The organism is Georgenia sp. Z1491, from assembly GCF_057652395.1.
Genome location: NZ_CM172729.1, coordinates 2851580 through 2874752 on the forward strand (window position 1 = coordinate 2851580; position 23173 = coordinate 2874752).

A 23173-nucleotide genomic window follows, 5' to 3' on the forward strand; every position below is an offset into this window, starting at 1 on the left:
GTCAGGCCGAGGCGTCGGCGCGTTCGATGCGCTGGGAGATCACGGTCGACAGCCCCCCGCGCATGGTGACGCCGTAGAGCGCGTCGGCGACCTCCATCGTGCGCTTCTGGTGCGTGATGACGATGAGCTGGGAGGACTCGCGCAGCTCGGCGAAGATCTCGATGAGGCGGCCGAGGTTGACGTCGTCGAGGGCGGCCTCGACCTCGTCCATCACGTAGAACGGGCTCGGGCGGGCGGTGAAGATCGCCACGAGCAGGGCGACGGCCGTGAGCGAGCGTTCCCCGCCCGAGAGCAGCGAGAGGCGCTTGACCTTCTTGCCCGCGGGCCGCGCCTCGATCTCGATGCCGGTGGTGAGCATGTCGTCCGGGTCGGTGAGCACGAGACGGCCCTCGCCGCCGGGGAACAGCCGGGGGAACACGCGCTCGAACTGGGCCGCGGTGTCGTGGAACGCGGAGGTGAACACCTCCTCGACCCGGGCGTCGATGTCCTTGACGATCTGGAGCAGGTCCTCGCGCGAGCGCGTGAGGTCGGCCAGCTGCTCGGTGAGGAACTGGTGGCGCTCCTCCAGGGCGGCGTGCTCCTCGAGCGCGAGCGGGTTGACCTTGCCCAGGCGAGCGAGGTCCTTCTCCGCCCGGGCGAGCCGCTTGACCTGCTCCTCGCGGACGAAGGGCCGGGGCTCGGGCGGCTCCTCGCCGTCCGCGACCGGCGCGGTGGAGGGGACGAGCACGTGGGGCCCGTACTCCTCGAGCAGGACGTCGGGGTCGGTGCCGAGCTCCTCGACGGACCGCTCCTCCGCCTGGCGCACCCGCATCGTGTGCTCGGTGCGGGCGAGCTCCTCGCGGTGCGCGGCGTCGCGCAGGCCGAGCAGGGTCTTGTCGATCTCGGCGAGCTGGGAGCGCACCGAGGTCGTGGCCTTCTCCCGGTCCTCCCGCTCGGCCTCGGCCTCGGCGCGGCGCGCGGCGGCCTCCCCCACGGCGCGGTCCGCGGCGGCCACGCCCTCCTGGGCACGCTCGTGGACCTCGGCGGCGACCGCTGCCTGTCGGCGGCGTCGCGCGGCCCGGTCAGCGGCGGCGGCGCGGGCCGCGCGCTCGGTGCGGGCGGCGGCCTCGAGGGAGGCGGCGCGGCCGGCGAGCGCGCTCACCCGCTCCTCGACGGTGCGCAGCGCGAGGCGGGTGTCGGTCTCCGCGGAGCGGGCCTCCCGCGCAGCGGCGGTCGCCTGGTCCCGCTCGGTGGTGGCGCGCTCGAGATCGGCCTCGGCCTCCTCGGGCTCGCGGCCGGCGAGCTCGAGGCGCTCCCCCAGCTCGGCGAGGACCTCGCGGTGCTCGGCCAGCGCGGTCTCCGCCTGCTCGCGGGCGGGGCCGGACCGCTCGACCTCCGTGCCCGAGTCCCGGATTGTCTGGCGCAGGCGGCCGAGCCGCTCGGTGACGGCGGACATCTCGGCGTCCGAGGCGTGCAGGGCGTCCAGCGCGCCGGCGGCCTGCGCCCGGGCGGCCTCGACCTCCTCGCGGGCCGGGCCGAGCGCGAACCGGGTGGCCTCGGCGCGGCGCGCGGCGTCGTCGACGTCGGCGAGGGCCTGCTCGTGGGCGGCGTGCAGGCTGAGCACCGAGGACTCCTCGCCCCCACCGCCGGACACGGCCGCGGCACCGACGACGTCGCCGTCGCTCGTCACCGCCGTGAGGTCGGGGCGGGCCGCGACGGCCGCCCGGGCCGCCGTGAGGTCCTCGGCGAGGACGACCCGGTCGAGGAGCCGGGCGAGGGTGACGGCGACGTCGGTGCGCGCCGTGACGACCGACGGGGCCGCGACGACGCCGTCCGGGAGGTCGCCGGCCGACGAGCCGCCCGCCGCCGGCGGGGCGTCGGCGCCGGGGTCCGCCGCGACGACGAGGCGCAGCTTGCCGCTTCCCTCCTCGCGGCTGGCGCGCAGAGCGGTGACGGCGGCATCGAGCGAGGCGACCACGTGCGCGGCGGCGAGCGGCCCGAGGGCGGCGGCGACGGCGTCGGCCCACTCGGCCTCGACCTCGAGGTGCTCCGGGAGGGGGCCGAGCAGGCCCTCGACGTCCCCGGCCGGCGCGGCGTCGGAGGCGGCCAGGCCGAGGGCCAGTGCCTCGGCGCGGGACTGGGCGGAGGTACGTGCCTCCTCGGCGGCGCGCAGATCCTCGTCGAGCCGCTCGGTCTCGGCCTCGGCGGCCGCGAGCCGGTCGGCGGCCCTCTCGTAGGCGTCGTCGAGGTCCTCCTCGCCGGACTCGGCGCCCGCGACGTCCCGCTCCAGGCGGTCGAACTCGCGCTGCGCGTCCTCGGCGCGGGTGCGGGCGGCGGCCTCGGCGTCGTGCAGGCGGTCGAGCTCGGCCTGGGCGGCCTCGAGTCGGGACCGGCGCTCGGCCACCTGGCCCGTGAGCCGGGCGAGCCCCTCGCGGCGGTCGGCGTCGGCGCGGTGGACGGCGGCGAGCGCGTGCTCGGCCGCGCGCTCGGCGGTCTCCGCCTCCGTGCGGCGGGCCTCGGCGTCGGTCAGGGTGGTGCGGGCGGCGTCGAGCTCGACGCCGAGCTCGGCCTCCGCGGCGCGAGCCTGCTCGGCGCGGGCCTGGAGGACGTCGGGGTCGCGGGCGTCGTCCTGGCGGCCGGCGCCCTCGCGGTCGCCGTCCTGGGCGGGCCCCTCGTCGTCGTGCTCTTCGCCCGTGCCGCCGAGGAGGCGGACCCGTTCGGTGGCGACGTCGGTGAGCGCCCGCAGCCGCTCGCGCACGCCGGAGAGCCGGTACCAGGTGTCGGTGGCGGCGCCGAGCCGCGGGGCGGCGTCGGCGGCGGCCTGCTCGAGGGCGGCCAGCGAGCGCCGCGCGACGTCCTGCTCGCCCTCGGCCTGCTCGAGGCGGGCGGCGATCGCGGCGGTGTCGGTGGTCGCGGAGTCGGCGGCGGCGCGGAGCTGGGCGAGGTCGTCGGCCAGGAGACGGGCGCGGGCGTCGCGCAGGTCGGTCTGGACCACCTGGGCGCGGCGCGCGACGTCGGCCTGGCGGGCGAGCGGACCGAGCTGGCGGCGGATCTCGGCCGTGAGGTCGCTCAGCCGGGCGAGGTTCGCGGCCGTGGCCTCGAGCTTGCGCAGCGCCTTCTCCTTGCGGCGGCGGTGCTTGAGGACGCCGGCGGCCTCCTCGATGAAGCCGCGGCGGTCCTCGGCGGTCGCCTGGAGGACGGAGTCGAGCCGTCCCTGCCCGACGATGACGTGCATCTCCTTGCCCATGCCCGTGTCGGACAGGAGCTCCTGGATGTCGAGCAGCCGGCAGGACTCGCCGTTGATCTGGTACTCGGAGCCGCCGGAGCGGAACAAGGTGCGGGAGATCGTCACCTCGGTGTACTCGATGGGCAGCACGCCGTCGGTGTTGTCGATCGTCAGCGAGACCTCGGCGCGACCGAGCGGGGCGCGGCCCGTGGTGCCGGCGAAGATCACGTCCTGCATCGAGCCGCCGCGCAGGGACTTCGCGCCCTGCTCACCCATCACCCAGCTGAGGGCGTCGACGACGTTGGACTTGCCCGACCCGTTCGGCCCGACCACGCACGTGATGCCGGGCTCGAGGTGGAGGGTCGTCGCCGACGCGAAGGACTTGAAGCCCCGCATGGTCAGCGTCTTGAGATACACGCCCGCGAGCCTAGGTCAGGAGGGCCGTGATCCAGCGGAACCCGCCCGAGCATCTGTGACGAGTGAGCGGACTTCCGCCCGACGAGTAAGCGCGGTTCTGCTCGCCATGCTGCGGGCAGTGAGTGGGCGGCGTCGCGCTGTCGCCGAGCCAGTGGGGTAACCATCGAGGCAGTGCCCCGCGTCGACTGAATCGGCACATAGCCCACTGACTCACCGACCGGAGAGCCGAACCGGACTGAACCGAACCGGACCGGCGACCGAATCGCGCTCACTCGCCGCACAGAGATCCGCTCACTCGCCGGCGGGGCGGTGCGCCAGAAGTGCGGAGCGTCAGAACAAGCGGTGCGTCAGGAGGCGGCGAACCAGAGGGAGATCTCGCGCTCGGCGCTCTCGACGGCGTCGGAGGCGTGGACGAGGTTCTCGATGACAGCGCCGCCGCCCTCGTGCCCGAGGTCCCCGCGCACGGAGCCGGGTGCCGCGACGGTCGGGTCGGTCGCGCCCACGATGGTGCGGATCCCCTCGATGACGCGGTGGCCCTCGACGACGGCCGCCACCACGGGGCCGGAGCCCATGAACTCCACGAGCCCGCCGAAGAAGGGGCGCTCCGCGTGCTCGGCGTAGTGCTGCTCGAGCAGCGCACGGTCCGGGTGCAGCAACTGCAGCGCGGTGATCGTGTAGCCCTTGGTCTCGATGCGGCGCAGGATCTCGCCGGTGAGGTGGCGGGCGACGCCGTCGGGCTTGACGAGGACGAGGGTGCGCTCGAGCGGGGAAGTCATGCCCGCAGCCTAGTGGCGCGGCGCGCCAGGTCCGTGCGCCCGCCGCACCCAGGGATGCGCGGCCGGCAGCGGTCAGGCGCCTCGGCCGTCGCCAGGTGGTCGGGCACCGGCGGCCGTCGCCACGCGGTCAGGTGCCCTCGGCTGTCGCCAGGTGGTCGGGCACCCTCGGCCGTCGCCACGCGGTCAGGCGCCCTCGGCTGTCGCCAGCCGGTGGTGCTCGAGCTCGGCGGCGTAGCGGACGCGCCGGTCGGCGTCGATGTCGTCCCCCGTGCGCAGCGCGATGAGCCACAGCAGAGCGAAGACGATCGCGAGGCTGAGCACCATCGGCACGACGAGCGCGACGGCGGCCAGCCCGATCTGGACGAACCAACCGAGCACGCCCACCTCGCGCGGGTACTTCCGCACGAGTCCCGCCCCGACGACGCACACCACGAGCGCCGTCATCCCGACCGCCCACACCCACGGCAGCGGTGCCACGCGCAGACCGTGCGCGACCAGGGTGGCGAAGAGCATGACGAACGCCTCGAGCGCGAGGATCGCCGTGAGGAACAGAACCCGGGCGGACCTCGGCGGGCGCGGCGCGGCGGGGGCTACCTCGTCGGCCCGCCCGGCCGAGGGTGCCTCGTCCGGCGTCGTCCCGGCGGGGGCTACCTCGTCGGCCTGCCCGGCGGAGGGTGCCTCGTCCGGCGTCGTCCCGGCGGGGGCCACGTCGTCGGCCCGCGCGGCGACGTCCGTCCGATCGGGTGCGGCCGAGGAGTCCGGCGCCGTCCGGGGTGCGTCCGCACGCTCGCTGCGGTCGACCTGCTCGGCGGGAGCGGGGCCGTCCGGCCTCTGCCCGGCGTCGTCCGCCTGCCCGATGCCGCCCGCCTGCTCGCTCGTCACTCCCCCAGGGTAGTTCGGCCGAGGACGACCCTGGCGCGGTGCGCGACGGCGGCCCGCTGGACCTGTGCGCCGTACCGGACGTCGACGGGGATCCGGGGCATCCGCAGCACGGCGTCGAGCCGGACCGGCACCGGACCGGAGCCGGCCACCGCAGCCTCGGCCGCCACGGCCCCGGCCACCGCGGCGCGCGCCGCGGCGGTCAGGCCGCGCGGGGCCCTCGACGCCTTCGCCCGGGCACCCCGGTGGCGCCGCGGGTCGGTCTCGAGGACCGCCACCACGTCCTGCGCCCCACGCGGCCCCACCCCGACGACGCACGCCGCCGTCACGCCCGGGATCGCCCGGAGCGCGATCTCGAGCGCGATCGGGGTGACGACTCCGTTCTCGGTGGTGATCTCGTGCCCGACCCGGCCCTCGAGCCAGAGCCGGCCCTCGGCGTCGAGGTGGCCGAGGTCACCGGTCCGGTGCCACCCGACCAGTGTCTGGGCGCGCGCCTGCTCGGCGGCCGGCAGGAGGTAACGGTCGCGCAGGTGGGGCGCGGTGCCGACGACCTCGCCGGTCACGCCGGGCGTGCTCACCGCGTCCCCGACCGGCGCGCCGAGGTGGTCGAGCGGGACGATGCCGACGCGGGCGCCCGGGACTGGTCGTCCCACGCAGGTACCGCCGCCCGCCCCGTCCGCGCTCGACGCCGTCGCCGCCCGTAGCTCGGGCAGCGTGAGGTCGGTGAGCGGGAGCAGCCCGGCCATGCCGTAGGGGGCGTGCATCTCGGGCTCGCCGAGCAGCCTCGCGGCGCGGGCGAGCTCACCGGCGGTGACGGGCGCCCCGCCGACGACGACGCGGCGCAGCCGGGTGAGCGCGTCCCGTTCGTCGGGGGCGAGCCGGCCGGCCGTCGCGACGACCGAGGCCAGGCCGGCCGGGCTCACGGCGAGCGCCGGCGACGGGACGCGGCGGGCCGCCCGCGCGAGCTGCGATCCGGTGAGCGTGCCCGGGCGCCCGGTGCCCGGGATAACCGCGGGCGCCCCGACGGCGAGGGCCAGCAGGGCGGCCGGCGCGAAGCCCGCGACCAGGCCGTGGTCGTGGTCGAGGGGGACGACCTGGGTCGTCGCCTCGCACATGGCCGCGAGCGTGCGGTGCGTGTAGACCACGCCGTTGGGACGCAGTGAGCCGGCGGCCTGGAAGACGACGAGGGCGTCGTCGTCGGGGTCCGGCTCCTCCGGGAGGGCGACCCCGCCGGCGACGAGCTCCCGACCGTGGTCGAGGATCTCGAGGAACACGCCGCGCAGGCCGAGCAGCCGGCGCTCGTTGGCGGTGATCACGCGGTCGAACGGGGTGCGCACGAGGTAGCGGTTCGCCGTCCAGCCGCGCACGCGTGCGGCCCGCGCGGCCACCGGCGTGCCGAGCAGGTGGTCGAGCTCGGCGCCGCGCAGCGCCCGGTCGAGGCCGCGGGCACCGAGGCGCGGGTCGGCGAGCACGGCGACGCCGCCGAGGCGCAGGACCGCGAACAGGCTGAGCGTGAGCTCGACGCCGGGCGGGATCGAGACGCCGACCCGCTGGCCGGGCCGGACCCCGGCGTCCTTCAGCCCCAGGGCGAGCATCTCGACGTCGTCGGCGAGCTCGCGCCAGGTGACACGTCGGCGCAGGCCGGGGTCGTCCAGGACGAGCGCGGCGGCGTCCGACCCGCGGCGCTCGCGCAGCTGGTGCCACAGGGGCCGGTACCCGGCCGTCGCCGCATGCCCGTCGGGGTGCTTGTCGATCACCCGGCCAGCGTAATGACGGCCCGCACCCTCCGTGGCCCGGCCGGTGCGACGGCCGGGAGCAGGGCACGGCGTCCCGTCATCTGGACCTCCCCCGACGGGCGCGGCGCGGCCGGCCGCGCGGTGCCAGAGTGGGCGCCCGGGCGTGGCGCGCGACGTCGTCGTACGCCGTTCCCGCGCCCCGACGCCAGCCCGTCCCCGATCCGAGAGGTCACCATGTCGAAGGTCCGCACCACGCACGCCGGCTCGCTGCCCCGCACCGCCGCGCTGATCGACGCCAACGCCGCGCGCGCCGAGGACCGCATCGGTCAGGCCGAGCTCACCGCGCTGCTGGAGTCCGAGGTCGCGGGCGTGGTCGCGCGGCAGACCGAGGCGGGCCTCGACCACGTCAACGACGGCGAGTACGGCAAGCTCATGAGCGAGTCCGTCGACTACGGCGCCTGGTGGTCCTACTCGTTCGGGCGCACGGGCGGCCTGACCATCGACCCGGACGACCAGTCGTGGGCCGCGGACAGCTACGTCTCCTCCCCCGGCGACGTGCGCCTGACCGGCTTCCTCCACCGCCGCGACCGGGCGCTGTTCGCGGACGCCTACGCCGACCCGACGTCGGGCATCTGGAGCGGCGGCGACAAGCCACGCCCGTTCCCGGTCGTCACCGGCGAGCTCACCTACACCGGCGCCGACGCCGTGCGGGCCGACGTCGACCACCTCGTCGCCGCGCTCGCGGCCGCCGGCAAGGAGCCGAGCGCCGGCTTCGTCACCGCCCTGTCCCCCGGCTCGGCGACCCGCATCACCGACCGGTTCTACGGCGACGAGGACGCCTACCTCGACGCCTGGGCGCGCGTCCTGCGCGAGGAGTACAAGGCGATCCTCGACGCCGGGCTGTGGCTGCAGATCGACGACCCGTCGGTGGCGGAGAACTTCGACCAGATCACGCCCGAGCCGGCGGTGGCGGACTACGTCGCGTTCACCGAGAAGCGCGTCGCTGCCCTCAACCGGGCGCTCGAGGGGCTGCCGACGGAGCGCGTGCGGTTCCACCTGTGCTGGGGCTCGTGGCACGGCCCGCACTCGACCGACCTGCCGCTGGCGGACATCGCCCCGACGATGCTCACGGTGAACGCCGCCGCCTACTCCTTCGAGGCCGCGAACGTGCGCCACGAGCACGAGTGGCGGGTCTGGGAGAACCTCGCGCTGCCGGCCGACAAGGTGCTCGTGCCCGGCGTGGTCTCGCACGCCACCAACGTCCTCGAGCACCCCGAGCTCGTCGCCGACCGCATCGAGCGGTTCGCGCGCCTCGTCGGACCGGAGCGCGTGTGGGCGTCGACCGATTGCGGGCTCGGGGGACGTGTCCACGAGCAGATCGCGTGGGCGAAGCTGGACTCACTGGTCGAGGGCGCGCGGATCGCGGACCGGCGCCTCGCGGGCGGCGCGGCGGCCTGAGCGCAGGCCGGCCGGCCCGAGTGCGAAGCGCGGGCCGAGCGAGGGGCGGCGGCCTGAGCGCAGGCCGGCCGGCCCGTCGCAGCCCCCCTGCACGACGGCGGAGCTCACCTGCACGGTGAGCCCCGCCGTCGTGCATGTGGTCGGGTCGGGCGCCCCTGCCGCCGGCCAGGATCAGCCGGCGAAGACCCCGATGCCGTTGGGGACCTCGCGCAGGACCTCGATGCCGTCCTCGCGGCTGCGGCTCAGCAGCGAGAACTCGTCATCGACGCCGGGCCGGCCGAGCATCGTGCTCGAGCCGCCGCCGTCGAGGAGGACGGCGTCGTCGGACCCGAGCTCGGCCATGACGACCGCCGCGTCCCGGGTGGAGGCGCCGACGCTGTCGGGGTTCCGGCCGTCGACGACGAGGAGGAACAGCGTGCGCCCGTCCTCGGACACGCCGGCGAGCGTGCGCGGGTTGAGCGGTCGCTCCGGGATGGTGCCGACCTCGCCGTCGCGGACGACGACCCCGCCGCCGACGGCCCAGTCGAGCCGTCCGGCGCCGTCCGACCGCGACCGCATGTGCGTCCGCACGCTGTCGCCGACCTCGAGCCCGCGCAGCTCGTCCGCGCCGTCCTCGCGGCCGAGGAGGACCTGCTGCCCCTCCTCCAGCGCACCGGTGCCGCCGGCCGTCTCGGCGACGTCGACGACGCGACCGTCCTCCAGCAGCACCTCGAGCACGTCATCCGTGCACGCCGCGCCGCGGGCGGTCTCGTCGCCGCAGGCCGCTCGCGCCCGCGTGTCGTCGCCCCACGTGTCGCCCCACCGGGCGTCGAAGAGCGTGATCTGGTCGGTCGCCATGCCGTACTGGTTGAGGCCGTCGATGTCGATCGGTCGCTGGCCGCGCGGGGCGGCGAAGGCGTCGAGCTCGACGTCCGTGACCACGCCGCGGCCCGAGCGTGTGACGCCGACGACCTCGTCGCCGTCGTTCCAGGCCGCGTCGAGCGACTCGCCGTGCCGCTGGGCGTAGGGCACCGCGGACTGGCGGATCTCGCCGTCGCGGATCTCCACGCCCGCGGCCGCGAAGGTGGCGGCGATCTCCCCGTGGGTCGGGTCGACCGTGTTCTGGAAGAAGTCGCCGTTGACGGCGGCGATGGCGCCGGCGTCCTCGCCCATGTCGTCCAGGCGCTGCGGCGTGGTGATCGTCGGCCCGGTGATGAGGTCGGTGCCGGCCGTGCGCAGGTCGACCGCGAGGAGGTTGGCGGTCGAGGCGCCCTCGGGCGTGGTCACACGGTAGGTCGTGTGCTGGACGCCGTCCGCGAGCTCGCCGACGCCGGTCCGCTCGATCTCGATGTCCTCCGACTCGGCGGTCGGGGCGGGTGCGGGGGCGGACGGCGAGGGGCCGGCGGGCGCGGCGAGAGGTGCGGTGGCGGACACGTCGGCCGCGGCCGGCACGGCGGCGGCACCCATCGCCGTCGTCGCGAGCGCGAGAGCCGAAAGGGCGAGAGTGCGCGGATGTAGTCGTGACCGGTGCGTGCGGTGGGTGATGGCTGCCATGGGACGTCCCCTTCGTCTGGCTCGGTTTCGGACGCGGCGGACGCTAGGCAGGCCCCGTGTCCGGCGCGCGACCGGCGCGCGACGGCACGGCAAACTCCTGCGCGCGCGGTCGGTCCGCTCATATGTGGGACCTGCCCGTTCACGGAGTGGCCACCGTCCGTTGGTACGCACATCGCCGTGCGGTCGACTGCCCTCCGTACGGTCGCCGCGCCGTCCGACCCCCTCGCCAGACCCCGTGATGTGGACGGCCTCACACCGCACGTCCCCCTGAGCAGAGGAGATCTCCCATGCGCACGCACAGGACCGGCCGACGCCGGTCGATCGGACTCGGGCTGGCGGCCGCCGGCGCGGTCGTCCTCTCGGCCCTTGCCGCTCCAGCGACCGCCGACGAGCCGAGCGAGGGCGAGCCCGCTGCACGGGACGCGACCGACGCCGCGAACGCCTCCGCGGGTGCTTCCAATACCTCCGATAACGGCTCCGAGGACGGGCCGGACAACATCATCGTCGTCGTCGGCGACGGCATGGGCTACAACCACATCGACATGGCGAGCATGTTCGAGTCCGACCAGAGCCGCTACCAGGTGGCCGTCGACCCGGAGGCCGGCACGATCGAGGACGTCGACGGGGACACCCCGACCCAGGTCTACGAGCACTGGCCCGTCCAGTACGCCATGAGCACTTTCTCGGTCGGCGGCTCCTACGACCCCGAGGTGATGTGGGGCGACTTCGCCGCCTCCACGCTGGCCGCCCCGACCGACTCGGCCGCGGCGGCCACCGCCATGGCCACCGGGGTGAAGACGATCAACCAGGCCGTCGGCGTCGACCGCGAGGGTGCGCCGATCGAGAACGTCGTCGAGCGGGCGCAGGCGCAGGGCCGCGCCACCGGCGTCGTCACGAACGTCGTGGTCCCCCACCCCACGACGGCCGCCTTCGCCATCCACAACGAGAGCCGCCTCGACTACCTCGCGGTCTCCGACCTGCTGGTCGACGAGAGCGGCCTCAACGTGGTCATGGGCTCCGGCCACCCCTGGTACGACGACAACGGCGACCGGTACGACGAGCCGGACTTCAACTACGTGAGCGAGGAGACCTGGACGCGGCTGGAGAACGGCGACACGCCGTTCGAGTTCATCGAGGAACGGGCCGACTTCCAGGCGCTCGCGGGAGCCGAGGCACCGCCGACGCACGTGATGGGCTTCGCGCAGGCGTGGACCACCACCCAGGAAGCCCGGGGCGACGGCGAGAGCGACGTCCCGTTCGAGGACCCGTTCATCGAGACGGTGCCCGAGCTGTCCGAGATGACGCTCGGCGCCCTCAACGTCCTGGACAACGCCTCCGACGAGGGCTTCTTCCTCGCGGTCGAGAGCGGCGCGATCGACTGGTCCTCCGAGCTCAATGCCCCGGCCCGGGCCATCGAGGAGACCATCACGCTCAACGAGACGGTCGAGGCGATCTCCGACTGGGTCGAGACCCACAGCAGCTGGGACGAGACGATGGTCGTCGTCACCGCCGACCACGAGGCCGGCTACATCACCGGCCCGGACTCCGATCCCGCGTGGACGCCCATGGTGTCCAACGGCGTGGGCGAGCTGCCGGACCACGAGTGGCACCGACTGGCCCACTCCAACCACCTCGTGCCCTTCTTCGCCATCGGCGCCGGCTCCGAAGCCTTCCACGCCCGCGCCACCGGGGAGGACCCGGTCCGCGGGAGCTACCTCGACAACGCCGACATCGGACAGGTCATGCTCGACGAGCTGTGGGCCGAGCAGGACGACCCGGGTGAGCCGGACCCCGAGCCGGTGCCGCCGTCACCGGGGCGTGGGTTCTACCTGAACGACGGGTGGGAGATCTGGGCCGATCACGAGTTCAGCTTCGGCCGCCCGGGTGACGAGGTCCTGGTCGGTGACTGGGACGGCGACGGCAGCGACACGCTCGCGGTCCGCCGAGGCAACAGGTACTTCCTGTCCAACTCGCTGTACGGCGGGGCGGCCGAGGTCGAGCTGACCTACGGCCGCGCGGACGACGCGGTGCTGGTAGGTGACTGGGACGGCAACGGTGCGGACAGCTTCGCGGTGCGTCGTGGGAACAGCTACTTCCTGTCGAACTCCCTGACCGGTGGGAACGCGGATGCGGTGCTGGACTACGGCCGCGCCGACGACACCGTGCTGGTCGGGGACTACGACGGCGACGCCGTCGACACCTTCACCGTCCGCCGCGGCAACACCTACTTCGTCTCGAACTCGCTCAGCACGGGCTGGGCGGACGTCGAGCTGGACTACGGCCGGGCGTCGGACGACGTCCTGGTCGGTGACTGGGACGGCGACGCGGTCGACACCTTCGCCGTGCGCCGCGGGAACCTCTACCTGGTGTCGAACTCGCTGACCTCCACGGTGGCCGACACCGAGGTCCGGTACGGCCGGGCCGGCGACGAGGTGTACGTCGGTGACTGGGACGGCGACGGCTCCGACACCCTCGGAGTCCGCCGCTGACCAGAACCTGATGCCGATCATCGGCGAGTGAGCGGACCTCTGCTCTGCTCCACGAGTGAGCGGAGTTCTGCTCCACGGATAGGCGCCGCCCGGATCTCGGTCCGGGCGGCGCTCAACTGTCGGGCGGGCCCCGCACCCTGATGGGGTGCGGTGCCCGCCCCTCGTCGTCATTCCCTGCACCAGCTCGACATGGTCCCGCCCGGCATCGGCTCGGTCAGTTCGGTGAGGCAGTGGGGTAATCGCCGAGTCAGTCGACCGGGGGGCATGTCTCGATGGATACCTGATTGACTCGGTGACGACGCAACGACGCGACACCGCAACTCGCTCTCCAACGGACCGAACCCCGCTCACTCGCGACACGGAGCCGGCAGAAGTCCGCTCACTCGCCACACGGAACGGACCGAACCGCGCTCACTCGTCGAGAGAGTGGCCGGCCGGGCGGTTCGTCCGGACCGGCATCGCAACGGACGGACCCACGCCACGTCCCATCCGTGGAATCATTCACACGACGCCGTCACCTGCGGCGCCTTTGTCGACGTCAGGATCATTGTCATGGCTACCCCTCACATCGCCGCCGAGCCCGGCGACATCGCCCCGGCCGTCCTCCTGCCCGGTGACCCCCGGCGCGCAGCACGCATCGCCGAGCTCCTCATGCCCGACGCCCGCGTGGTCTCCGACGTCCGCGCGAACAAGGTCTTCACGGGCGAGGTCGACGGCAAGCCGCTGTCCGTCATGGCCTCGGGCATGGGCATGGCCTCGACGGTCCTGTACGCCAACGAGCTGTTCGAGCACTTCGGCGTGCAGCGCATCGTCCGGGTCGGCACCGCCGGCGGCCTGGCGCGGCACGTGCGGGTCGGCGACGTCGTCGTCGCGCTGGGCGCACACACCGACTCCGCGATCAACGTGCCCCGGCTCCCCGGCCTGCACTTCTCGGCGATCGCCAGCTATGGGCTCGTGGCGGCGGCGGTCGCGGCGGCGAAGGAGCACGCGGGAGACACGCCTGTGCACGTCGCACCGATCGTGTCGCGGGACCACTTCTACGGCAACGCGGCCGATCTCAACGAGGCTCTGGCCTCCTACGGCACGCTCGCCGTCGAGATGGAGGCCGCCGGCCTGTACGGCGTCGCGGCGGAGTACGGCCGGGAGGCCCTCGCCGTCCTCACGATCTCCGACCACCTCCTCGACCACTCGGGCGACATGTCGCCCGAGGACCGCGAGACACGTTTCACCCTCGCACTCACGCTCGCCCTGGCGGCGGCACACTCCTGACCGACCCCACGACCGGGCCGACGAGGGCCCGACCTCCCAGAACGAGGAACCCGATGGACGACGAGAGCTCGCAGCCCGGGCGCCGACCGCTGCCCTGGGTCCGCACGACCACACCGGTCGACCCGCCACGGGCACCGATCGACTCGGAGCCCACGGGGTCGGGCAGCGACCGGATCCGCACGCCGGGCAGCGAGCAGGGGCGCACGCCCGGCAGCGCCCCGGGTGCTGCCGCCGCCGCGAGCGCCCTCCCTGATCCCGCACCGGACCTCGACCCGCACCCGGAGGACAACCGGCCCTCACGACGCCGCCCCACGGTCTCCGGCCGACCGTTCGAGCCCTGGCTCGCGGCCGGCGACCGCCTCCCCCCGCCGGGCGGGTACCGCTTCGACCCGAGCGAGGTCCGCGCGGGCCGCACCCGCATGTCACGTCGGGCCCCCGTCATGGCCACCAGGCGTGGTCCCGGGCGCCCGAGGAACGCGGACGCGGAGCGCAAGGCGTTCGCCGCGGTTCTCGAGCTGTTCGGCCAGCGCGGCTGGGCGGGCCTCTCCCTCGACGCCGTCGCCGCGGAGGCCGGCCTGGGCAAGTCGTCCATCTATCTGCGCTGGACGGACAAGCAGGCGCTGCTCATCGACGCGCTCAAGCACGTGGACGTGACGGTCGTGGCGCCGGACGCCGGCCAGGACGACGGCCCCGGGGTGCGCGAGTTGCTGATCTTCGCCGCCAACCGCCGCATCACGCAGTACGGCGGGACCTACGGGCCTGCGCTGTACCGCCTCAACATCGAGGCGCGCATCTACCCCGAGGTCTTCGACACGATCTGGCAGGAGACGATCGGGGCGAGCATCCGCGAGCTCACGGCGACGCTCCTGGAGAAGGCAGAAGGTGTGCACACGCCGACCGAGGAGGACGCCACCGACCTCATCACGTCGGTCGAGGGCACCGCGATGTACCTGGCGTTCGTCGCCCATCCCGCGGCGATGCCCGGCATGTCCGACCTCCACGACCGCATCGAGCGCATGGTCGACCGCCATCTGCACGGGATCCGGGAGTACATGGACCGCCGGGCCCGGGGGCTCGAGTAGCCGGGCCCGGTCAGTCGGGCTCGAGTAGCCGCGCCCGGTCAGTCGGGCGCCACCAGCACGCGCCGGATCAGTCGGGGGCGATCAGCCCGCGCCGCTCCAGCAGCTCCCGCGCGGCGTCCGCGCCCTGCCAGAGGTGTGCGTCCAGGCCGGCCGCCACGGCGGCGTCGACGTTGACCTGCCGGTCGTCGAGGAAGATCACCCGACCGGCGGGCACGTCCATGTGCTCGACGGCGTCCTCGTACGCCCGGCGGTCCGGCTTGCTCAGCTGCGTGAAGCAGGAGAAGCGCTGGACCGCGATGAGCTCCGACCACGGCTGGTTGTCGAAGGTCCGCGCGAGCGCCGTCGGGGCGTTCGACAGCACCCCCAGGCGGACGCCGGCCCGGTCGAGGTCGCGCAGCAGCGCGAGCACCGCGGGCGTGAGGCGTGCCCAGCGCTGCACATCCGCCGCCACGAGCTGCTCGACGACCTCGGCGGAGAGCTCCGGCCCGTCGGCGTCGTCGGAGACCTGCTGCCAGTAGGCGGTGTCGTCGCCGGTGCGGTCGTACTCCTCGCGGCGGGCCATGACGGCCTCGGCGAGGGCGTCGACCTGGGGACCCGTGGTTGGCAGGCCGAGGAGGCGGGCCGCGATCGAGACGACGGGACCGTTGGAGGCAAGGGTGCCGCCGACGTCGAAGAGCACGGCACGCTCGGCGGGGGGACGCTCGTCGGGCTCGTTCACGTCGATCATCGAACCACGCCCGGGTGTCCGGGCGCTGTCCGGAGCGGGGCATCACGGTGGTCCGTGCCTGCGATGCCACGGCCACGCTCGGCCAGGACACCGAGCATCCTCGCCCGCTTCTCGCCCCGCGCCCGAGCATCCTCGGCCCCTCCTCGCCCGTGCACCCGTGAGCCGGTAGAACGGGACCATGGATCTCGACCGCGTGCGCGACGACCTGCGGACCTTCGCCGCCGAGCGCGACTGGGGCCAGTTCCACGAGCCGCGCAACCTCCTGCTCGCCCTCGTCGGCGAGGTCGGCGAGCTGGCCGAGCTCACCCAGTGGCGCACGGACGACGAGCTGCGCGACCTGGCACGGACGCCCGACGGCGCTCGGGACCTGGGTGACGAGCTCGCCGACGTCCTGTCCTACCTCGTGCAGACCGCGGACAGCCTGGGCCTCGACCTCGGTGCCGCGTGGGAGGCGAAGATGGTGACGAACGCGGCCAGGTACCCGGCGCACCTCGCCCGTGGCTCGAACGCGAAGTACACGGCCTACGGCACGGGCACAGACACCGACGACGACGGATCCACACTCGACGACGACACACAGCCCGACGCCGGCACTTGAACCGCCCTGGGTCTCCTGGAGGGTGCTGATCTAGCAAGGGGAGACTGGTTCTTGTGTCAGCACCACGGAAGTACGACGAGGAGTTCCGAGAGCGCGCGGTTCGGATGTACCGCGAGAAGATCGCCGAGGGGGCCGAGTCCAAGCTCGGTGCCCGCAAGCATGTGGGAGCGTTGCTGGATCTGAAGCCGGCAACGCTCCGGAACTGGGTCGAGGACGCCGAACGCCACGAGGGCACCCGCCCGGCGGCCACACGTTCAACAGAGTCCGAGGAGGTCCGAGCGCGTCAGGAAGCGCGTGGCCGAGCTCGAGCGGGCCAACGAGATCCTCAAGACGGCGTCCGCGTTTTTCGCTCAGGCGGAGCCAGGCCGCCGACTCAAGTGATCGTGGCCTACATCGACTCCTACCGGGACAGGTTCGGCGCCCGTGCCGATCTGCGTCGTGCTCAGCGAGCACGGCGTGAAGATCGCGCCGTCCACCTACTACACGCACAAGGTCCGGCCGGTGAGCGAAGCGCTGCTGGAAGAGGCCTACCTCGCGAACGCGCTGGTCACTCTGCACCGGGAGAACTGGGGCGTCTACGGGGTGCGCAAGCTCTGGCACGCCGCTCGGCGCGCCGGTCTCGAGGTCGGTCGGGACCAGGTCGGACGGCTCATGAGAATCGCCTTCGATCACGGGCGCGATCCGGGGTCGGCACCGGACGGTGACCACCCGCTCGCGCGGTGATGCGCCACGTCATCCCGACCTGGTCAAGCGCGGCTGGAACGTGCCCACCGCGACGGATCAGCTGTGGGTCGCGGACTTCTCCTATGTCTGGACGCTGACCGGGTTCGTCTACGTCGCGTTCGTCGTGGACGTCTACTCCCGCCGGATCCTGGGCTGGCGGGTGGCCTCCTCGATGCGAGCGGTCCTGGTCACCGACGCTCTGCGTCAGGCGATCGGTGTCCGTCACCGGGCCGGCGCCACCTGGGAACACGGCCGACTCATCCATCACAGCGATGCCGGAGCTCAGTACGTTTCGCTGGCGCTGACCGCCGAGCTCGCCGAGGCAGGAATCGCCGGATCGATCGGCACGGTCGGCGACGCACTGGACAACGCGCTGTGCGAGTCGACGATCGGCCTGTTCAAGACCGAGGCGATCAATGACGGCGGACCGACGTGGAAGAACCACGCCGAGGTCGAGTGGCAGGTCGCCCGATGGGTCCATTGGTACAACCACGGACGCCTGCACTCGTCGGTCGGACACGTGCCCCCCCCCATTGAGTTCGAGAACGCTCACCGGCAGGCTACGACCGCAGCCCCGAACTCGGAGGCCGCGTAAACAACCACCCTCCGGGAGACCCAGGGCGGTTCAGGCCGAGTCACCCACGACTTCACCGGGGCCGCGACCCGGCCGAACCAGGTGTGGCTGACCGACATCAGCGAGCACACCACGCGGGAGGGCAAGCTGTACCTGTGCGCGGTCAAGGACCGCCACTCCAACAAGCTCGTGGGGTACTCCATCGACTCACCGATGAAGTCCGGCCTCGCCGCAGCAGCCCTGCGCAACGCGATCGCCCTGCGCAGTCCGGACAAGACGATCGTGCATAGCGACCGAGGCAGGCAGTTGAGGTCGAAGAAGGTGGTACGGCTGCCGAAGAACAACGACTTGCGGGGCTCGATGGGCCGGGTCGGATCCAGCGGTGACAACGCCGCGATGGAGTCCTTCTTCGCGCTGTTGCAGAAGAACGTCCTGAACACTCGCCGCTGGCAGACGCGCGAGGAACTGCGCCTGGCGATCGTGACTTGGAGCGAGACCAAGTACAACCGCCGTCGTCGTCAGCGAGCCCTTGGTCGACTCACCCCGCTCGAGTTCGAGATGGTCTACCGGGCTGCAGACGCGGCCTGAGAACCATCAACCCCGAGTGCCAACCACACCAGGGGCAGACCCGACCGGCATCGGCGGCGGTTGGTGGCACGATGGGTGCCACCCCGACCCTGGCCGTGCGAGGTGCGTGATGGTAGTGCGACTCTCGACCTCCGACGTCGACGGCCACGACGGCTTCGCGTACTGGCGCGACGCCGTCTGCCGACACATCGTCGAGCTGCGCGCGCGCGCCGCCGGGCCGTCGTCCGACCGGTTCGTCGGGGAGATCGTGCGCAGCGCCGTCGACCGGCTGCACGTGGACACGGTGACCGCGGACGCGCACGAGGTCGTCCGCACGGCCCGGCTGATCAGCCGCGCCGACACCGATGACCTGTTCCTCACCCTGCTCGTGCAGGGCGCGGGGGTGTTCGAGCAGGACGATCGGCGTGCGGTCCTCGACCGGCCTGGTGACTTCGTGCTGATCGACAGCACCCGCCCGTACCGCGGCCGCCTTGGCGACCGGTCGCGGCAGATCGTGGTGCGCGTGCCCCGCGACCGGTTGGCGTCGTGGCTGCCGGGGTTCGCCGGGGCCACCGGCGTCACCGTCACCGGGACCAGCGGTGCCGGTGCGCTCGCCTCCGGGCTCCTGCGGTCTCTTCCGCTCTACGGTGAGGAGGCTGAATCGGTGGCACCGGTCAGCGGATCCGTCCTCGACCTGGTCGCCGCAGCCCTGCACGACCGGGTCGGCGGCGAGGTCCGCGTCCGGTCCGTCCGCGCTGCGCACCTCGCCCGGGCGCGGAGCTTCATCCGCGACCACCTGTCCGATCCGGAGCTGACACCCGCCGTCATCGCCGACGGCATCAACGTCTCGGAGCGCTACCTCTACGCGCTCCTCGAGTCCGACGGCACGTCCCCGGGGCGGTGGCTGCGCGAGGAGCGGCTCGCCCGGGCGCACGCGTTGCTCGTCGACCGCCGCTGGGCCGGTCGCGGGATCTCCGAGGTCGCCCGTGGCGTCGGCTTCACCCACCCGTCGCACTTCGCCCGCACCTACAAGGCGCGCTACGGGACCACACCGGGCGAGCGACGCGCGGGCACCTGACTCCTCCGTCGGCTGTGCGGCCCCGTGCAAGAACGTGTGCGGGCACCGTCAAGATCCACCCGCCTGGCGCGCCTATGCTCGGCTGCACAGGACAGCTCAAGGAGGAGCCGACATGGCCGGACGGTTGGAAGGCAGGGTCGCGCTGGTCACCGGCGCAGCGCGGGGGCAGGGCCGGTCGCACGCCCTGCGCCTGGCGGAGGAGGGCGCGGACGTCATCGCGCTCGACGCCTGCCAGGACATGAGCACGGTGCCCTACGCGCTGGGCACGGCCGACGACCTCGCGCAGACGGTGAAGCTGGTCGAGGACCTGGACCGCCGCATCATCGCCCGGCAGGCCGACGTAAGAGACATGGCGGCGGTGCAGGCCGTGGTGGATGAGGGCGTCGCCGAGTTCGGCCGCCTCGACATCGTCTGCGGCAACGCCGGAGTCGTCTCCTACGTCGAGAACGCCTGGGACATGACCGAGGACGTCTGGGACGAGACGATCGACATCGACCTGTCCGGCGTCTGGAGGACCTGCAAGGCGGCGATCCCCGCGATGATCGCGGCCGGCAACGGCGGCTCGATCGTGCTCACCAGCTCGACCGCCGGCATGAAGGGCTTGGTGCAGATCGCGCACTACGCCGCGGCCAAGCACGGTGTGGTCGGGCTGATGCGGTCGCTGGCCCTGGAGCTGGCGAAGTACTCGATCCGGGTCAACACGGTGCACCCGACCGGCGTCAACACCCCGCTGGTCACCAACGACTTCATGCAGAAGTGGTTCTCCGAGCACTCCGAGATGCTCGAGGCCCTGAAGAACCCGCTACCGGTGGAGATGATCGAGCCCGTCGACGTCTCCAACGCCATCGTCTGGCTGTCGTCGGAGGAGGCGCGCTACGTCACCGGCGCGCAGATCCCGGTCGACGCAGGCTTCAACCAGAAGTAGGGGACCGCAGACCATGGCCGGAGGTGTGGCGGGTAAGGTCGCGTTCATCACCGGCGCGGCGCGGCGCGAGGGAAGGGCCGGCTGGCCTCCGCCGAGGCGCGGTTCGTCAGCGGCGTATCGCTGCCGATCGACCTCGGCATGACGCAGAAGTAGCAGAAGCACCACCACCATCCACGAGAGGAGCCGCGCCATGGGGCGTGTGCAGGGCAAAGTCGCTTTCATCACCGGTGCCGCCCGGGGCCAGGGCCGCAGCCACGCGGTCCGGCTGGCCGAGGAGGGCGCCGACATCATCGCCGTCGACGCCTGCCGGGACTTCGACACGGTCGGCTACGCGATGGCCACCGAGGCGGACCTCGCCGACACGGTCAAGGCCGTCGAGGCGCTGGACCGCCGAATCGTGGCGGTCACGGCCGACGTCCGCGACGCTGAGGGGCTCAAGGCCGCTGTCGACGAGGGTGTGGCCCAGCTGGGCCGGCTCGACATCGTCTCCGCCAACGCCGGCATCTGCACGGTGCAGAAGTGGGACGAGGTGACCCCGCAGCTCTGGGCGGACACCCTCGACGTCAACCTGACCGGTGTCTGGAACACATGTGTGGCGACCATCCCGCACCTGCTGACGGCGGGTGGCGGCTCGATCGCCATCACGAGCTCGACGTCGGGCATCAAGGGGCAGCCGTGGCTCGCCCCCTACGTCGCCGCCAAGCACGGGATCGTGGGCGTGATGCGCTCGCTGGCCAACGAGCTCGCCGAGCACAACATCCGCGTCAACACGATCCACCCCGCCGGCGTGGACACCCCGCTGGTTGCGGGGCTGGGCGGGATGAACCAGTTCATCGAGCAGAGCCCGACGATGGGCCCGATCTTCATGAACACCATGCCGGTCGAGGTCGTCGACCCGGTCGACATCAGCAACGCGCTGCTCTACCTGGCGTCGGACGAGGCCCGCTACGTCACCGGACTGGAGATGAAGGTCGACTTGGGCTGCACGATCCGTTAACGCTGGCCGAGACACCGGTCAACGGGCCCGCCGTCACCGGCAGCCGGGTCACCGGCGCCGACGGCGGGTCCGTGTGCCGGGTCCGGGCCATGGTCGCTCGGCATCTGGTCGGCCGCGAGCGGGACCGCGGTCATCACCGGCCGGTGCGCCGTGTTGTTGCAGCGGATCTCCAGACTCGCCAGCAGGTCGGGCAGCAGCCGCCGGTAGTGATGGGAGTAGGAACCGCGTAGCACGGTGCGGACCTTGCCGTTGAACACCGTGAGCTCGGCCTTGGCCTCGGTGACCAGCTCCCGCAACGTCGTCCCCCCGGCGGCGGGCTGATGTACTGAGCGAAGACGTTGATCAATCGTGAGAAGGGCGGCTGGTTGCCGCGTGCCGTATGGGGCCGATGGTGGTTGTAGTAGTGCAGCCAGCCGTCGAGTTCTCCGCGACGCTGGGTCTCGGAGATGTAGCAGCGGGCGTAGGCCCAGCCGTCGGCCAAGGTGCGGTGGAAGCGCTCGATCTTCCCGTTGGTCTGCGGCCGGTACGGCCTGGTCCGCTTGTGCTTGATGGCGAGCTCGTGGCAGGTGTCTCGCCACAGGTGTGAACGGTCGGCGCCGCCGTTGTCGGACAGGACCCGCTCGAAGGTGACACCGCGGGCGTTGAACCACTCGACGGCCCGGACCAGGACGGCGGTGGCGGTGAGTGAACCGCCCTGGGTCTCCTGGAGGGTGCTGATCTAGCAAGGGGAGACTGGTTCTTGTGTCAGCACCACGGAAGTACGACGAGGAGTTCCGAGAGCGCGCGGTTCGGATGTACCGCGAGAAGATCGCCGAGGGGGCCGAGTCCAAGCTCGGTGCCCGCAAGCATGTGGGAGCGTTGCTGGATCTGAAGCCGGCAACGCTCCGGAACTGGGTCGAGGACGCCGAACGCCACGAGGGCACCCGCCCGGCGGCCACACGTTCAACAGAGTCCGAGGAGGTCCGAGCGCGTCAGGAAGCGCGTGGCCGAGCTCGAGCGGGCCAACGAGATCCTCAAGACGGCGTCCGCGTTTTTCGCTCAGGCGGAGCCAGGCCGCCGACTCAAGTGATCGTGGCCTACATCGACTCCTACCGGGACAGGTTCGGCGCCCGTGCCGATCTGCGTCGTGCTCAGCGAGCACGGCGTGAAGATCGCGCCGTCCACCTACTACACGCACAAGGTCCGGCCGGTGAGCGAAGCGCTGCTGGAAGAGGCCTACCTCGCGAACGCGCTGGTCACTCTGCACCGGGAGAACTGGGGCGTCTACGGGGTGCGCAAGCTCTGGCACGCCGCTCGGCGCGCCGGTCTCGAGGTCGGTCGGGACCAGGTCGGACGGCTCATGAGAATCGCCTTCGATCACGGGCGCGATCCGGGGTCGGCACCGGACGGTGACCACCCGCTCGCGCGGTGATGCGCCACGTCATCCCGACCTGGTCAAGCGCGGCTGGAACGTGCCCACCGCGACGGATCAGCTGTGGGTCGCGGACTTCTCCTATGTCTGGACGCTGACCGGGTTCGTCTACGTCGCGTTCGTCGTGGACGTCTACTCCCGCCGGATCCTGGGCTGGCGGGTGGCCTCCTCGATGCGAGCGGTCCTGGTCACCGACGCTCTGCGTCAGGCGATCGGTGTCCGTCACCGGGCCGGCGCCACCTGGGAACACGGCCGACTCATCCATCACAGCGATGCCGGAGCTCAGTACGTTTCGCTGGCGCTGACCGCCGAGCTCGCCGAGGCAGGAATCGCCGGATCGATCGGCACGGTCGGCGACGCACTGGACAACGCGCTGTGCGAGTCGACGATCGGCCTGTTCAAGACCGAGGCGATCAATGACGGCGGACCGACGTGGAAGAACCACGCCGAGGTCGAGTGGCAGGTCGCCCGATGGGTCCATTGGTACAACCACGGACGCCTGCACTCGTCGGTCGGACACGTGCCCCCCCCATTGAGTTCGAGAACGCTCACCGGCAGGCTACGACCGCAGCCCCGAACTCGGAGGCCGCGTAAACAACCACCCTCCGGGAGACCCAGGGCGGTTCAACTCGACCCGACGACGGGACACCCCCACCCACCAGCACAGGCCTCGACGACGCCGGCCCGGCCGCGGCCCCGCGCCCGCCCGGCGCTCCGGGCTGAACTTCC

Annotated in this window: 15 protein-coding genes, 4 pseudogenes and 2 other annotated features; of the genes and pseudogenes, 11 read left to right on the forward strand and 8 right to left on the reverse strand. The window is 72.7% G+C overall.

Annotation, left to right across the window (positions count from 1 at the left end):
- Window position 1: 1 nt before the first annotated feature.
- The 4 genes from smc to AC24HA_RS13160 all read right to left on the reverse strand — a co-directional run bounded on the left by smc (window position 2) and on the right by AC24HA_RS13160 (window position 7034).
- The gene (smc, locus tag AC24HA_RS13145) at window positions 2–3622 is read right to left on the reverse strand and encodes a chromosome segregation protein SMC (protein WP_425710017.1); all 3621 of its coding nucleotides are present in this window, start codon (window positions 3620–3622) and stop codon (window positions 2–4) included.
- A 347-nt stretch (window positions 3623–3969) separates the two neighbouring features.
- The gene (gene ndk, locus AC24HA_RS13150) at window positions 3970–4398 is read right to left on the reverse strand and encodes a nucleoside-diphosphate kinase (RefSeq protein WP_425710016.1); all 429 of its coding nucleotides are present in this window, start codon (window positions 4396–4398) and stop codon (window positions 3970–3972) included.
- A 183-nt stretch (window positions 4399–4581) separates the two neighbouring features.
- Window positions 4582–5280 (reverse strand): DUF4233 domain-containing protein, encoded by a 699-nt coding sequence (locus AC24HA_RS13155; RefSeq protein ID WP_425710015.1) that lies wholly within the window; start codon window positions 5278–5280, stop codon window positions 4582–4584.
- Window positions 5277–7034: an AMP-binding protein gene (locus AC24HA_RS13160; RefSeq protein ID WP_425710014.1), complete on the reverse strand. Its 1758-nt coding sequence runs from the start codon at window positions 7032–7034 to the stop codon at window positions 5277–5279. The genes AC24HA_RS13155 and AC24HA_RS13160 overlap by 4 nt, the downstream gene beginning before the upstream one ends.
- Before the next feature lie 213 nt (window positions 7035–7247).
- Here AC24HA_RS13160 and AC24HA_RS13165 point away from each other — a divergent pair, with 213 nt between their 5' ends.
- Window positions 7248–8471, forward strand: a complete 1224-nt coding sequence (locus AC24HA_RS13165; RefSeq protein ID WP_425710013.1) for a cobalamin-independent methionine synthase II family protein — start codon at window positions 7248–7250, stop codon at window positions 8469–8471.
- Between the two features lie 171 nt (window positions 8472–8642).
- On the opposite strand, the gene AC24HA_RS13170 is transcribed toward AC24HA_RS13165, so the two are convergent.
- A complete protein-coding gene (locus AC24HA_RS13170) occupies window positions 8643–10004 on the reverse strand; it encodes a phosphodiester glycosidase family protein (protein WP_425710012.1) in 1362 nt (453 codons plus the stop codon).
- A gap of 287 nt (window positions 10005–10291) precedes the next feature.
- Here AC24HA_RS13170 and AC24HA_RS13175 point away from each other — a divergent pair, with 287 nt between their 5' ends.
- From AC24HA_RS13175 to AC24HA_RS13185, 3 genes are all read left to right on the forward strand, one after another.
- Window positions 10292–12493 (forward strand): alkaline phosphatase, encoded by a 2202-nt coding sequence (locus AC24HA_RS13175; protein WP_425710011.1) that lies wholly within the window; start codon window positions 10292–10294, stop codon window positions 12491–12493.
- A gap of 552 nt (window positions 12494–13045) precedes the next feature.
- Window positions 13046–13762, forward strand: coding sequence for a purine-nucleoside phosphorylase (locus tag AC24HA_RS13180; protein WP_425710010.1), 717 nt, complete (start codon window positions 13046–13048; stop codon window positions 13760–13762).
- Window positions 13763–13815: 53 nt separating this feature from the next.
- Window positions 13816–14844, forward strand: a complete 1029-nt coding sequence (locus AC24HA_RS13185; RefSeq protein ID WP_425710009.1) for a TetR/AcrR family transcriptional regulator — start codon at window positions 13816–13818, stop codon at window positions 14842–14844.
- A gap of 67 nt (window positions 14845–14911) precedes the next feature.
- Here AC24HA_RS13185 and AC24HA_RS13190 read toward each other — a convergent pair whose 3' ends face one another.
- Window positions 14912–15571: an HAD-IA family hydrolase gene (locus AC24HA_RS13190; RefSeq protein WP_425710008.1), complete on the reverse strand. Its 660-nt coding sequence runs from the start codon at window positions 15569–15571 to the stop codon at window positions 14912–14914.
- A gap of 178 nt (window positions 15572–15749) precedes the next feature.
- On the opposite strand from AC24HA_RS13190, the gene AC24HA_RS13195 reads away from it, so the two are divergent.
- The 6 genes and pseudogenes from AC24HA_RS13195 (at window position 15750) to AC24HA_RS13220 (ending at window position 21033) form a co-directional block, all read left to right on the forward strand.
- The gene (locus AC24HA_RS13195) at window positions 15750–16169 is read left to right on the forward strand and encodes a nucleotide pyrophosphohydrolase (protein ID WP_425710007.1); all 420 of its coding nucleotides are present in this window, start codon (window positions 15750–15752) and stop codon (window positions 16167–16169) included.
- 53 nt (window positions 16170–16222) lie between these two features.
- Window positions 16223–17487, forward strand: a pseudogene (locus AC24HA_RS13200) (IS3 family transposase).
- Window positions 16508–16640: a sequence feature (AL1L pseudoknot), on the forward strand. It overlaps the preceding pseudogene by 133 nt.
- Window positions 17488–17526: 39 nt before the next feature.
- Window positions 17527–18054, forward strand: a pseudogene (locus AC24HA_RS13205) (IS3 family transposase); the annotation flags it as partial.
- Between the two features lie 109 nt (window positions 18055–18163).
- A complete protein-coding gene (locus AC24HA_RS13210) occupies window positions 18164–19111 on the forward strand; it encodes an AraC-like ligand-binding domain-containing protein (protein ID WP_425709960.1) in 948 nt (315 codons plus the stop codon).
- Between the two features lie 112 nt (window positions 19112–19223).
- On the forward strand, window positions 19224–20036 hold the full coding sequence (locus AC24HA_RS13215; protein ID WP_425709959.1) for a mycofactocin-coupled SDR family oxidoreductase: 813 nt from the start codon (window positions 19224–19226) through the stop codon (window positions 20034–20036).
- Between the two features lie 190 nt (window positions 20037–20226).
- Complete coding sequence (locus tag AC24HA_RS13220; protein WP_425709958.1) at window positions 20227–21033, forward strand: mycofactocin-coupled SDR family oxidoreductase; 807 nt, start codon at window positions 20227–20229, stop codon at window positions 21031–21033.
- On the opposite strand, the gene AC24HA_RS13225 is transcribed toward AC24HA_RS13220, so the two are convergent.
- Window positions 21030–21329, reverse strand: coding sequence for a hypothetical protein (locus AC24HA_RS13225; protein ID WP_425709957.1), 300 nt, complete (start codon window positions 21327–21329; stop codon window positions 21030–21032). The genes AC24HA_RS13220 and AC24HA_RS13225 overlap by 4 nt on opposite strands.
- A 23-nt stretch (window positions 21330–21352) precedes the next feature.
- Window positions 21353–21721, reverse strand: a pseudogene (locus tag AC24HA_RS13230) (integrase core domain-containing protein); the annotation flags it as partial.
- A 53-nt stretch (window positions 21722–21774) separates the two neighbouring features.
- Here AC24HA_RS13230 and AC24HA_RS13235 point away from each other — a divergent pair.
- Window positions 21775–23038 (forward strand): annotated as a pseudogene (locus AC24HA_RS13235) (IS3 family transposase).
- Window positions 22060–22192: a sequence feature (AL1L pseudoknot), on the forward strand. (Overlaps the previous pseudogene by 133 nt.)
- Window positions 23039–23173 lie beyond the last annotated feature (135 nt).